At 61.5% G+C, this 13001-nt stretch carries 11 protein-coding genes and 1 pseudogene; 3 read left to right on the plus strand and 9 right to left on the minus strand.

Annotation, left to right across the window (positions count from 1 at the left end; translation table 11 throughout):
* Positions 1 to 6: 6 nt before the first annotated feature.
* Genes AC07OV_RS25070 through AC07OV_RS25080 form a run of 3 tightly spaced genes read right to left on the minus strand, consistent with a single transcriptional unit; the run spans position 7 to position 1761 of the window.
* Positions 7 to 276, minus strand: a complete 270-nt coding sequence (locus tag AC07OV_RS25070) for a phosphopantetheine-binding protein (RefSeq protein ID WP_176997206.1) — start codon at positions 274 to 276, stop codon at positions 7 to 9.
* Positions 254 to 1066, minus strand: a complete 813-nt coding sequence (locus AC07OV_RS25075; protein ID WP_495093185.1) for a lysophospholipid acyltransferase family protein — start codon at positions 1064 to 1066, stop codon at positions 254 to 256. Before AC07OV_RS25075 ends, AC07OV_RS25070 begins: the two co-directional genes overlap by 23 nt.
* Complete coding sequence (locus tag AC07OV_RS25080; RefSeq protein ID WP_494998586.1) at positions 1042 to 1761, minus strand: beta-ketoacyl synthase chain length factor; 720 nt, start codon at positions 1759 to 1761, stop codon at positions 1042 to 1044. Before AC07OV_RS25080 ends, AC07OV_RS25075 begins: the two co-directional genes overlap by 25 nt.
* 348 nt (positions 1762 to 2109) lie before the next feature.
* Between AC07OV_RS25080 and AC07OV_RS25085 the strand changes: the two genes are divergently transcribed.
* Positions 2110 to 2880, plus strand: a complete 771-nt coding sequence (locus AC07OV_RS25085) for a ParA family protein (RefSeq protein WP_028615448.1) — start codon at positions 2110 to 2112, stop codon at positions 2878 to 2880.
* A gap of 98 nt (positions 2881 to 2978) precedes the next feature.
* Here the strand turns inward: AC07OV_RS25085 and trxC are convergent, their stop codons facing one another.
* Entirely contained in the window at positions 2979 to 3413 is a 435-nt protein-coding gene (gene trxC, locus AC07OV_RS25090; protein ID WP_495093186.1) for a thioredoxin TrxC, read from the minus strand.
* Between the two features lie 234 nt (positions 3414 to 3647).
* Between trxC and AC07OV_RS25095 the strand changes: the two genes are divergently transcribed.
* Both AC07OV_RS25095 and AC07OV_RS25100 read left to right on the plus strand, forming a co-directional pair.
* Complete coding sequence (locus tag AC07OV_RS25095; protein ID WP_495093187.1) at positions 3648 to 3935, plus strand: type II toxin-antitoxin system HigB family toxin; 288 nt, start codon at positions 3648 to 3650, stop codon at positions 3933 to 3935.
* Positions 3936 to 3940: 5 nt separating this feature from the next.
* Complete coding sequence (locus tag AC07OV_RS25100) at positions 3941 to 4342, plus strand: helix-turn-helix domain-containing protein (protein ID WP_176997203.1); 402 nt, start codon at positions 3941 to 3943, stop codon at positions 4340 to 4342.
* A 30-nt stretch (positions 4343 to 4372) separates the two neighbouring features.
* Here the strand turns inward: AC07OV_RS25100 and selO are convergent, their stop codons facing one another.
* From selO to AC07OV_RS25125, 5 genes and pseudogenes are all read right to left on the minus strand, one after another.
* Positions 4373 to 5836 (minus strand): protein adenylyltransferase SelO, encoded by a 1464-nt coding sequence (gene selO / locus AC07OV_RS25105; protein ID WP_495093188.1) that lies wholly within the window; start codon positions 5834 to 5836, stop codon positions 4373 to 4375.
* A 48-nt stretch (positions 5837 to 5884) separates the two neighbouring features.
* The gene (gene mscK / locus AC07OV_RS25110) at positions 5885 to 9223 is read right to left on the minus strand and encodes a mechanosensitive channel MscK (protein ID WP_176997201.1); all 3339 of its coding nucleotides are present in this window, start codon (positions 9221 to 9223) and stop codon (positions 5885 to 5887) included.
* A 52-nt stretch (positions 9224 to 9275) separates the two neighbouring features.
* Positions 9276 to 11018 carry a potassium/proton antiporter gene (locus AC07OV_RS25115; protein WP_176997200.1) on the minus strand — a complete coding sequence of 581 codons (1743 nt, stop codon included), beginning with the start codon at positions 11016 to 11018 and terminating at the stop codon, positions 9276 to 9278.
* Between the two features lie 244 nt (positions 11019 to 11262).
* Complete coding sequence (locus AC07OV_RS25120) at positions 11263 to 12135, minus strand: methyl-accepting chemotaxis protein (RefSeq protein WP_370004714.1); 873 nt, start codon at positions 12133 to 12135, stop codon at positions 11263 to 11265.
* Between the two features lie 30 nt (positions 12136 to 12165).
* Positions 12166 to 12942, minus strand: a pseudogene (locus AC07OV_RS25125) (MCP four helix bundle domain-containing protein); the annotation flags it as partial.
* Between the last annotated feature and the right edge of the window lie 59 nt (positions 12943 to 13001).

Genomic DNA, 13001 nt, shown 5'->3' on the forward strand with positions numbered 1-13001 from the left:
CCGGTCTCAAGCTGCCTGTCTGGCCGTGACGAATGCCGCGAGGCTGGCCACGTTGGTGAAGTGATTGCGAGTGTCCTTGGCGTCGGCATCGATCTTGATGCCGTACTTTTTCTGGATCGCCAGGCCCAACTCCAGGGCATCTACCGAATCCAGGCCCAGGCCTTCGCCGAACAGGGTCTGCTCGCTGCCGATGTCGTCGGCGCTGATGTCTTCCAGGCCCAGGGCCTCGATGATCAGCGTCTTTATGTCGTGCTCAAGGCGGTGTCTGTCGCTCATCTTCGGCGAGCTCCTTAATAAAATAGTGATGCAGGTAATCGTTGAGCTTGCGTGAAGCCTGGGGCGCGGGGCCCATTGCGGCGAACGCCTGTGGTTCTATATCGGCACCCACCCGCAAACTGAAGTGCACGCGGCATTTTGGGATGCGATACCAGGGTTCGGCCTTGGTCAGCGTGGTCGGGCTGACCTTGATCACCACGGGGGTGATGATTGTCGCACCCCGCAGCGCGATGGCGGCGCCGCCACGATGAAAGGCAGGCGCTGCGCCGGGCGTGGTGCGGGTGCCTTCGGGAAAGATGATCAGGGTCTGGCCCGTGCGCAGGGCGTCGGCGGCGGCGTCGAGCATCTCGGCGCTGCCGTCGTTGCTGATATAACCGGCTTCGCGCACGGGGCCGCGGGTAAAGGGGTTCTGCCACAGGCTCTGCTTGACCACGCAGTTGGCCTGGCGCACCAGGCCGATCAGGAACACCACATCGATCAGCGACGGGTGGTTGGCAATGATCATCTGGCCCGGACGGCCGAGGTTTTCCGCGCCTTCGACGCTGTAGGTCAACACGCCGACGCGCTGCATCAGGCGGATGAACAGCCAGAACAGCCAACTGATCGTGTGGCGGGCGCGGCGGCGATGTTTTGCAGCGTCCCCCAGCAGGCAACTGAGCAGTGGAAACACCAGCAAACGCAGGCACAGCCCGCCGAAGCCGAACAGCGCAAAGCTGGCGGCGGTGGCGAACAGGCGCCAGTAGTAGGCGTCCCGGGGTTTATCGGTCAGGGCTTGCGTTGCCAGTTCCATACGCGGTTCTTCCAGGCATGTTGGCAGGCGACCTGTTCGGTGAGCAGGGTGCGCAGCAGGTTCAGGGCGTGAGGCCACTGGGTTTGAGTGGGTTGGACAGTGCCGGTGCCGAGTTCCAGCTGCCACTCGTCGCCCGGTGTGAGCAGCAGGCCGAGGGCGTAGGGGAACGGCACGTCGTGGATCCAGCTGGCATAGGCCTCGGGCGGCTGTTCTTCGGTGATCACCAGCAAGACGGCCGGGGCGCCGTCGTTGAGCAGGGCGGCGGCCTCGAGCATGCCGTGTTCCAGGCCGTCGCCTGCGGCGGCGAGGGCGGTCATTTCGCTGGTTTCGTTGCGCAGGATCGACCACAGGCCAATTACCGCATTGTGCACCGACAGGCTGAACTGGGTCGGCGACAGCGGCTGGTCGTTGGCCAGGTCCGTGAGGATGTCGAGGGTGCGCGGGGTTTCGCCGTGACGGGATATGAACACCAGCGGCAGGTCCTGCAGGCCATCGGCCAGTGGCCAGCCCACGCTGAACGCCATGCGGGCCAGGCGGCTCAGGCGACGGCGCTGCATGGCCGGCAGGAATGACACGTCGGGGCAGGCTTGGTTGTCGTGCAGCAACACCGGGTTCCGGCACCAGGCATGCCAGTCGTCCGCGCTTTCGAGCCCAGGGGCCCAGGCGCGCCATTGGGCGATGTTGAAAGTGATCACTGAGAAGTTATCCCGCCCCTGCGGGCTTCCATGTGCGGCTGTTGGCCCCGAATACCGGGACAGGGAGCAATGGCCGAATGGCGCGCATTATCCCGGTGCCGTGGGGTTCTAGCAAACTTTGGTAAAGATTTGTTCACGGCTGATTACAATTTGCTTGGAAAGATTTACAGATTGTCCTTTACCAAGGGCCTGACTGGATTGTCGGACCGTTCCTTTTAATCTGTCGGTGACGTATGACAGTGGAAGCATAAAGGACCGCTGATGCAGCAGTGCATGGATGAACGAGGTAGCTAACAGGCGCTTTTGCCCTCTACACTCGGACATTCATTGATACACGGAGGTTTTTCCATGCGGCGTGTGGTGTTCAATCAGAAAGGCGGCGTTGGCAAGTCCAGCATTGCCTGCAACCTGGCGGCTGTCAGCGCCAGCGAAGGTTATCGAACCCTATTGGTGGACCTCGATGCACAAGCCAACTCAACCCAGTACCTCACTGGCTTGACTGGCGACGATATCCCCATGGGGATCGCGGATTTTTTCAAGCAAACCCTGTCTTCCGGGCCGTTTTCCAAGAAGAACAAGGTCGACATCTACGAAACCCCGTTCGACAACCTGCACGTCATCACCGCGACCCCGGAGTTGGCAGACCTGCAGCCCAAGCTCGAGGCCAAGCACAAGATCAACAAGCTGCGAAAGCTGCTGGATGATCTGAGTGAGGATTACGACCGGATCTACCTCGACACCCCGCCAGCGCTGAACTTCTATGCGGTTTCTGCATTAATTGCCGCTGATCGTGTGCTGATCCCCTTCGATTGCGACAGCTTTTCGCGCCAGGCCCTCTATGGGCTGCTGGCAGAAATCGAAGAATTGAAGGAAGACCACAACGAAGGCCTCGAAGTGGAAGGCATCGTGGTCAACCAGTTCCAGGCCCGGGCGAGTTTGCCGCAGCAGATGCTCGATGAGCTGATTGCAGAGGGGTTGCCGGTGCTACCGGTGTACCTGGCCAGTTCCGTGCGCATGCGTGAGTCGCACCAGGAGAGCAAGCCGCTGATCCACCTGGACCCACGGCACAAGCTGACGCAGCAGTTTGTGGAGTTGCACAACCTGCTGGAAAACGCCTGACCTCAAAGGCAGCCCACTCCCCTGTAGGAGCCGGCTTGCCGGCGATGGCTGCCTCGAGATCGCTATCGCCGGCGAGCCGGCTCCTACAATTGATCTGTTTACACGCCTTGGCTACGCAGCCAGCTCATCAGTTGTGGCAACGGAAATGCCCCACTCTGGCGCGCCACTTCGCGGCCGTTCTTGAACAGAATCAAACTAGGGATCGAGCGAATCCCCAACTGCGCGGACAACTGCTGATTCGCCTCGCTGTCGAGCTTGGCCAGCCTGCACTTGCCCGCCAACTGGCCAGCGGCCTGCTCAAACACCGGCGCAAACGATTTACACGGCCCACACCAATCAGCCCATACATCCACCAGCAACGGCAGATCGCCCTCGATCTGGCTGGCGTAGTCGCCTTGTTTCAGCTCAAACGGCTTGTTCAACAACACCGGCTGCTTGCAGCGTCCGCACTTGGGCGCATCACCCAGGCGTTCGCCGGGGATGCGGTTGAGGCCGTTGCAATGGGGGCAGGGGATGACAAGAGGTTCGGACATGGAGGCTCCAACAAAACAGACCAGGAAGGTCTTATTTGGAGTCGTTTCCGAGCATTATCAAGTTCAGGTTGGCGTTGCATATGCTCACAGATTTTTCGGTGGCGATTGCGTTTGTCTATCTAGGCTCTGAAGGCGTGTTCGACAAAGCACCATTGGTCCGTTCGAGGCTATAGCAAATTGCGATAGTTGGCGTTCGGGATTAACCTTCATAGCAAGATGCGATAGGGATGTTGCATGCGAGTGATCAGTGCAAAGCAAATTCGAAATGCCAAGGAAAAATGGCCCTATTCGGCCAGTGCATTGGATGAGTGGTATCGGAAGGTCAAAGTCATCAGCCCTGAGGATTTTGCAGCGTTGAGATCGGTTTTCCCCGCATTGGACAAGGTAGGCGCGTTGCACGTCTTCAATATCGGTGGCAACAAATTACGGCTCATTGCGGTTGTGCGCTATCGAATGCAACGCCTCTATATCCGGCACGTGCTGGACCACCGGGAATATGACCAGGGTAAGTGGAAGGAGTAAGTGCAGTGACAGCATTGATCGAGCAAGTAGCTGAGCATTGGCAATACGTGGCGCCTCTGCTGCGCAAGCCTAAAACCGAGGCTGACTACGATGTTCTGGTGGCAGCGCTGGATGAGTTGTTGGATATCGTTGGCGAGGATGAAGCCCATCCGCTGATGGGGCTGGTCGATATCATCGGTGATTGGGTTGAGGCCTATGACGTGGAGCATTGGCCAATGCCCGAAGCGAGCGGTGTCGACGTATTACGGTCAATGATGCAGGAGCATGGTTTGACACAAAGTGACTTGCCTGGAGTCGGCGCTCAATCGGTTGTTTCGGAAATACTGAGTGGAAAACGCCAGCTCAACGTTCGGCAGATTCGTTGGCTGGCGGAGTTCTTCAAGGTGCCGGTGGATATGTTCATCTGACGGTGATCGAAGCGCTGGGTGAACGTCTGCTTAGGACGAACAGCTGATTTCCAAATGCTTGCCCCAATCCGGTGGCCGTTGTGCGTATTGCTCCATCCCCGCTTGCTCCTCGAATGGCTTGGAGAGCACCTCATGCAGTCGCCGCACCTCGCTGTAATCCCCGGACTCGGCAGCCGCGATAGCGTTTTGCGCCAGGTAGTTGCGCAAGATATACAGCGGGTTCACCGCATGCATTCGCGCACGGCGCTGTTCCTCGCTGTAGTCACCATCCCGTGCAACGCGTGCCTTGTACTGCTCGGCCCAGGCGTCAAACCCGGCCAGGTCGACAAAGTCATCACGCAACCGCGCCACGGCCAGCGCCGCCGATTCATCCCCCAGGCGCCGGAAGAACAGGGTGTAGTCCACGCCGCTGTTCTGCATCAGCTTCAATAAGCGCTCTACCAACTGCTGGTCATCCTCTTCGGCGGTGGTCAGCCCCAGTCGGCGCCGCATCAAGTCCAGGTAGTTCGCCTGGTACAGCGGCAGGTACAGCCCCAGCGCTTCTTTCAACGCATCGACGCTGATAAACGGCGTCAATGCCTGTGCGAGTGCGCTGAGGTTCCACTGCCCGATCGGCACCTGATTGCTGAAGGAATAGCGCCCTTCATGGTCCGAGTGGTTGCAGACGAAGTGCGCGTCAAAGTCATCCAGAAACGCAAACGGCCCGAAGTCGAAGGTGATGCCGAGGATCGACATGTTGTCGGTGTTCATCACGCCGTGGCAAAAACCGTATGCCTGCCACTTGGCGATCAGCTCGGCATTGCGTTCGACGATTTCGCGGAACATCGCCAGGTACGGCTCGGGCTGTTCGCGGCACTCGGTGTAGTGCAGGTTCAATACGTGCTCGGCCAGAAGCGCCTGCTGTTCGGGCTTCTTGGTGTAGTAGAAATATTCGAAATGCCCGAAGCGGATATGGCTGGGCGCCATGCGCAGCACCATCGCGCCGCGTTCCTGTTTCTCGCGCCATACCGGGGTGTCGGAGCCGATCACGCACAGCGCGCGGCTGCTGGGGATGCCCAGCGCGTGCAGCGCTTCGGAGGCGAGGAACTCGCGGATCGAGGAGCGCAACACGGCGCGGCCATCGCCCATGCGTGAGTAAGGCGTCATGCCAGCGCCCTTGAGGTGCAAGTCCCAGTGCTCGCCGACCGCGTTGTACACCTCGCCCAGCAACAGGCCACGGCCGTCGCCCAATTGCGGGGTGTAGCCACCGAACTGATGCCCGGAATAGACCATCGCCCGCGGTTCCGCCTCGGCCCACAGTTTGTGGCCGCCAAACAGCTCGGCAAATACCGGTGTTTCGGCCACGGCCGGGTCAAGGTCGAGCAGGCCCATGGCAGCCTCGCTCGCCACGACCAGGCGTGGGTTATCGAGGGGTTCAGGCAATACGTGGGTCGAGAACGCGTCGCCCAGGCGTGCGAAGCGGTTGTCGAAGGTCAGTTCGTCGAGGGCTTTCACCGGCCATCTCCAGCAGAATGTCCGAGCATTCTGCTGGGGATAGCGCGGTTAGTCGAGTTTGCTCGGCGGTGGTTCCTGCACGCCGCCGTCGTTGGCGGGCTTGGCCGGGGTGTCGACTTCCACCAGTTTGTATTCCTGGCCATGGAGGTTCTTGAGGTAGACCTCCATCTGGCGGAACGAAATGTTGATGTGCTCTTTCTTGAACTCGCGGTTGATGAAGCGGTTCACTTCGTCGATCACCGGGTTGCGGTCGCCCAGGTCGCGCACGTGCATGCGCAGTTCGTGGTCGAGGGTGCTTTCGCCGAAGTTGAGGAAGTACACGTGGGGTTCCGGCTCCTTGAGTACCCGTGGGTTATCGCGGGCGGCCTTGAGCAGCAGTTCCTTCACGCGGTCCAGGTCGGAGCCGTAGTCCACGCCAAGTTTCAGGGTGACGCGGGTGATGGTGTCGGTCAGCGACCAGTTGATCAACTGCCCGGTGATGAAGGTCTTGTTCGGGACAATGATGTCCTTGCGGTCGAAGTCGGTGATGGTGGTGGCGCGGATGCGGATCTTGCTCACCGTGCCCGACAGGTTGCCGATGGTGATGGTGTCGCCAATCCGCACCGGGCGCTCGAACAGGATCATGATGCCGGAGATGAAGTTGGCGAAGATCTCCTGCATGCCGAAGCCCAACCCCACCGACAGCGCCGCCACCAGCCATTGCAACTTGTCCCAACTCACGCCGAGGGTGGACAGGGTGGACACGAAGCCCACGCCGGCAATCACATAGGACAGCAGCGTGGTGGTCGCATAGGCACTGCCCTGGGCCAGGTCCAGCTTGGACAGTACCAACACTTCCAGCAAACCGGGCAAGTTGCGCGCCAGGGCAAAGGTGATGCCGACGATGATCGACGCACCGAGCAAGTCGCCGATGCTGATCGGCACCATGCTGATATTGGCGCCGGTGCCGCTGGTGTATTCGTAGAGGGTCACGTTGTCCAGGTAGGAGAACACGGTGATCAGGTCTTTCCACACCCAGTACAGCGCCGCGATAAAGCCGCCGAGCAGGGCCAGGCGGATCAGGCGCATGGACTGTTCGTTGACCTGCTCGATGTCCAGGGTCGGTTCTTCGATCACTGCTTCACCGTCGCCGGCTTCCTTGGCCGCCTGGCGCTTGGCCAGGGCGCGGGCATAAGCCAGGCGCCGTGCGGCGACGCCCAGGCCACGGACGAAGGTGGCTTCGATCACCAGCCAGAACATCAGCAGGTACAGGGTGTTGATCAAGCGGTCGCTGAGCTTGAGCGCGGTGTAGTAGTAGCCGAAACACACGGCGACAAACAGCGCGATGGGCAGGGCGGTAAACAGCAGGCCCACCGCCTTGCGGAACAACGAGGCTTTTTCGTGGGTCGGGCTGTTCAGCAGCAAGCGACCCAGCAGCCAGGCCATCAGTGCGTAGCAGGTCAGCACCACGCCGATGCCCAGCACGTCGTCGGCCAGCGCGGCCGGTTGGTGCTCGGCGATGGCCACCACGGCCACCAGGGCCAGTACCACCAGGCCGAGCTTGCGCACCCAGCCTTGCAGGAATTCGACCTGGGGTTTTTCCCAACGGAAGTGCAGTTCGGCCACGCCGCCCGGCGCGAGGATGCGGTAGGCGGTGTAGAACACCATCCACGCCTGGGCGATCTGCAGCAGCGCTGCGCCCAGGTTGGCGTTTTGCCCACGGGCGTCGATCTGCAGCGCGTAGCCGCACAGTGCCAGGCCCAAGGCCACCGGCATGGCCAGCAAGATGTTGATCAGGATGGCCTGGGGCGTGTGCCACTGGCTGTCGCGCTTGAAGTGGCCGATGTCCTGGTGGACTTTGTTCAGGCGTTGATACAGGTTCTTGCGCCGCCACAACAATGCGCCAATCAACAGCAGCAGTGGCAGGAACAGCAGCGGGCGTTGGGTCAGGCCGTCGTACAGTTCGCTGACGCTGGAGGCCCAGGGCAGGGTGGTGACTTGTTTGCTCAGGTGCGCCGGCACGGTTTCCAGCCACTCGGTGTCCAGCGGCTTGTTGCTGGGGATCCAGAACATCTGCTCATCCAGCGTCGCCCGCAGGGTCGTGGCGGTGCTGAGCAACTGTTTCTGGTTGAGCTGCAAGGTGATGGATTCATTGAGCAGTGCGCTCAGTTCACGGCTCAGGCGCTCCAGCAGGTCGCTGCGGGTGATCGCCAGTTCCAGCAGGGTGCGGCGCAATTGCGGGGTCACGTCATCCGGTGGCTGGTTGGCCAGCAGGTTATCCACATAGGTGCTGGGTGAGCTGATCAGCTCGCGTTGCTGGTTGACCTCGAACTGGTACAGGCGAATGTTGGCAATGTCGTCCGCCAGGTCGCGGTCCACGGTGAGGCGCGGCAGGGCCTGCTTCTGCTTGTAGAGGATCTTGGACAGCAGCAGGCTGCCCTTGAGTACGTTGATCTGCTCGTCCAGGGCGGAATCACTCTGGGTCACGGTGTCCAGTTGCTGCTTGGTCTGCAGGTTCTTCTGGGTCAGGTCGTTGAGGCGGTCGGTGCTTTTGAGCAGGTAGTCGGAGAGCTTCAGGTTGGCCGCGCTTTCGGTGGCCAACAGGCTGCTGCCCCCGGCCTTTTGCGCCTCGATGGACTGCTGGGTCACGGTCTGCTGGGACTGAGCCAGGCGTTTCTGGTTGATCAGGGTTTGCAGGTCCTGGATCTCTTGTTCCAGGCGTGCAGTCTTTTCCACCACCAGGTCATGCTGGCTGTTGCCCAGGTCTTGCAGTTGGCTGTTGCCGGCCAGTTCCTGGCGGCGCAGCGGGATCAGGGCGTTGAGCGCGGCGAGTTCGGCGTTGAGCTGGTTGCGCTGGTCGCCGCTGAGGGTTTTGCCGTTGTCCTTGCCGACCTTGAGGATCGAATTGATCTGCAGGATGCGGGTCTGGCTGCTGCTGATTTCGGTCTGGGCGCGTTCCGGGCGGGTCTGCGCGGCGATGGTCAGGCTGTTGGCGTCGGCCAGGTCTTTTTGCAGGTCGCCTTGCTGAGTGGTGCGCTGCACCAGCAATTGCTCAAGCTGTGGCACCGGCAGGGTGGCGTAACGCTGGGCAACCGGAATGACTTTGGTGGCCTTGAGCCTTACCAGTTCTCGCTGGTTCTCGGTGGTCTGGCGCGGCGCGTCTTCCAGTTGGCGCTTGAGGTCGACCAGGCGCTGCTCGTAATCCTGCTTGTTGCCCAGGTACGTCAGGGTTTGCTGCAGGATGGTTTGCAGCGCCTTCATGTCGGCATCGGGCAGCTTGCGGTCGGGCAGCTTGTCCAGGGTTTGCTGGATAGCGTCGGCACTGGGCGGGTCGGCCGCGTGAACGGTGCCGACACAAAGGGTCAGGCCCAGCAGGGCAGTGGCGAGAAACGTGCGCAGGGTTGGCATAGAGACCGGTCGAGCAAAATGAAGAAAAGGGAGCGAATTGTCGCTCCGCAGTTTAGAGGAAGAGTCCGGGGCCCGGGCGACTTCCTTCGGGGAATCTGACGCCGACTTTGCCGATCTTGTTCCCGTCCATGACCGCGACGGTCCAGATGGTGTTGTTCCATTCCACCTGGTCGCCGACGATGGGCGCGCCGCCGACTTTCTGGGTAATGAAACTGCTCAATGGCATGTCCGGGTCGATACCTTCCAGCTTCAGGCCGTACAAGGCGGAAACCGCGCCCAGCTGGGCGTCGCCTTCGAGTACGAAGTCGCCGAAGAAGCGCAGGTCCAGACCGCGTTGCGGAGCCTGGCTGAACAGTTTGCCCAGGGCCGGCAGGTTATGTTCGTGGCCGATCACGCAGAGCAGGTCGCCGACTTCCAGCACGGTACTACCCGACGGGTGGAGCAGTTGCTGGCCACGGAACAGTGCCGCGATCCGCGTGCCTTCGGGCATTTTCAGCTCGCGCAGGGCTGCGCCGATGCACCATTTTTCCGCACCCAGGCGGTAGACGAACAGCTCCCACTCGCTGGTGACGTGCACTTCCAGGGCTGCGCGGGAGATCGGCGCCGGGTCTGGCGGTACGGTCACTTTCAGCAGCTTGGCCACCCACGGCAGGCTGGTGCCTTGCACCAATAGGGAGACCAGCACGATAAAGAACGCCAGGTTGAAGTACAGCTGTGCGTGGGGCAGGCCGGCCATCAGCGGGAACACCGCCAAAATGATCGGGACCGCGCCACGCAGACCGACCCATGCGATAAAGGCTTTTTCGCGACCATGGAACGCCTTGAACGGCAGCAGGCCGACCATCACCGACAGCGGCCGCGCAAACAGAATCATCCACAGCGCCAGGCCCAGGGCCGGCAGGGCAATCGGCAGCAGGTCATGGGGCGTGACCAACAGGCCCAGCACCAAAAACATGCCGATCTGTGCCAGCCAGGCCATGCCGTCGAGCATATGCAGAATACCGTGGCGGCTGCGCACCGGGCGGTTGCCGATCACCAGGCCGCACAGGTACACGGCGAGGAAGCCGCTGCCGTGCAGGGCGTTGGTCAGGGCGAACACCACCAGGCCGCCGGCGATCACCAGGATCGGGTACAGGCCGGTGGCCAGGTTGATCCGGTTGACCATCTGCAGCATCAGCCAGCCGCCGCCCAGGCCGACGATGCCACCGATGCCGAACTCGCGCACCAGGTGGGTCAGCAGGCTCCAGTGCAGGCCGGTCTGGCCGCTGGCGAGCATGTCGATGAGGGTGACGGTGAGGAACACTGCCATCGGGTCGTTGCTGCCGGACTCGATTTCCAGGCTGGCGGTGACCCGTTCGTTCAGGCCCTTGCCGCCGAGCAACGAGAACACCGCCGCGGCGTCCGTGGAGCCGACGATGGCGCCGATCAGCAGGCCTTGAATGATATTGAGGTTAAACAGCCAGGCGGCCGCCATGCCGGTGAGGCCGGTGGTAATCAACACCCCCACCGTGGCCAGCGACAGCGCCGGCCAGAGTGCCACGCGGAAACTCGCCACCCGGGTACGCAGGCCGCCGTCGAGCAGGATCACGGCCAGTGCGAGGTTGCCCACCAGATAGGCGGTCGGGTAGTTGTCGAAGATGATGCCGCCGCCGTCGACGCCGGCGACCATGCCCACGGCCAGGATGATCACCAGGATGGGGATCCCCAGGCGGGACGAAAGAGAACTCACCAGAATGCTCGCACCCACCAGCAACGCGCCGATCAAGAACAGGCTGTTGATGGTCGTCGCATTCAAAGGCAGTACTCCATGAGCAATAAGGACGAGACGCAAACTGACCATGCAGTCTGCGTGCCAGCGATTCTAACCTGTTGAATTGCTGCGCTGTCAAAAAGCTTTTAAGGGCATACGTCGATCTAATGTGGGAGTGATCCATGTGGGAGCTGGCTTGCCTGCGATAGCGGTCTGCCAGTTAAAGAGATGCAGGCTGGCCCACCGCCATCGCAGGCAAGCCAGCTCCCCCAGGGGATCGGCGTCGGTTTCAGAGGCGGAAGCGTCCGACCATCCCGTTCAGGTCCACTGCCAGGCGCGACAGCTCGCTGCTGGCTGCACTGGTCTGGCTGGCGCCGGTCGCCGACTGCACCGACAGATCGCGGATGTTCACCAGGTTGCGGTCCACTTCCCGCGCGACCTGCGCCTGCTCTTCTGCCGCGCTGGCGATGACCAGGTTGCGTTCGTTGATCTCGACGATGGCCGTGTTGATGGTGTCCAGGGATAGCCCTGCACCTTTGGCGATATTCAAAGTCGATTCCGCGCGCTCGGTGCTGTTGCGCATCGAATCCACCGCATGCTCGGTGCCGGCCTGAATGCTACCGATCATCCGCTCGATTTCGCTGGTGGACTGCTGGGTGCGATGGGCCAGTGCACGGACCTCGTCGGCCACTACGGCAAACCCTCGGCCGGCTTCACCGGCGCGGGCGGCTTCAATGGCGGCGTTCAGGGCCAGCAGGTTGGTCTGGTCGGCCAGGCCGCGAATCACATCCAGCACCTTGCCGATATCCCGGGACTCGTTGGCCAGATCGCCAATCAAGGTCGCCGTGGCTTGCACATCGCCGCTCATGCGCTCGATCGCGCTGACGGTTTCCTGCACCAGGTCGCGGCCATCACCGGCGGAGGTGGTGGCGTTGCGCGAGGCTTCGGAGGTGCTCACCGCGTTGCGTGCGACTTCTTCCACCGCGCTGGTCATCTCGTTGACAGCGGTGGCGGCTTGTTCAATTTCATTGTTCTGCTGGGTCAGGCCACGGGCGCTTTCGTCGGTGACGGCGTTCAGCTCCTCGGCAGCAGACGCCAACTGGGTGGCGGACCCGGCGATGCGTTGCAGGGTGTCGCGCAGCTTGTCCTGCATCTTGGCCATGGCAGCCAGCAGGCGGCCGGCTTCGTCGTTGCCGTCGACCTTGATCGGGCGCGTCAGGTTGCCTTCGGCGACTTCTTCCGCCGCTTCAAGCGCCTGGGAGATGGGCTGGGTAATGCTACGGGTCAGCAGCCAGGCGAACAGCAGTGTCAGCACGGTGGCGACAACCAGCAGGCCCACGACCAGGTCAAAGGCCATGTTGTACTGGTCTTCGGCTTGCTGGTTGGTGGCGTTGGCCATCTTGTTATTGATGTCCACCAGGCGCGTCAGCACGGCGTTGACCTGTTCGGAGTTGGCCAGCAGTTCGGTGTTGAGCAAGGCGCGCAGCTCTTCAACTTGATTGGCCTGGGACAGGCTCTTCATGCGCGCTTCGATCTGATGGTACTGGCCGAGCAGGCGTACATACTCATCGTAGGTCGCGCGCTCTTCGCTGCTGTCGATCAGCTTCTCGTAGATGCCCTGGGCCGTGCGGATCTGCTGGTTGCGCACATCGAACGCTTCGAGGGTCTTTTGCTGAACATCCGGTTCGCGGTTGGTCAGCAAGCGGTACGACAGCACCCGCAGGCGCAGGGTCAGTTGGGTGAACTCGTCGAGGGCGCGAATGCTCGGCACGCTGGTCAGGGTGATGTCTTCGGTGGCGGCGCGGATCTTGCTCATCTGGTTCAGGGCGAAAACACCGAGAAACAACATCAACGCACCAATAAACGCGAAGCCGAGGAAGGCCCTCGGGGCGATATTCATATTACGAAGTGACATGCGGGAGTCCTGGGGAGAAGCGCGATCCGTGCGGCCATGAGACGGGGTGTGCATCTCCTATCGGCCATGCGACTAAAGTCTTAAGGGGGCGCGCGCTTTTGTCGCATCTGACG

It is taken from the genome of Pseudomonas sp. GW821-FHT09A09 (genome assembly GCF_059418405.1).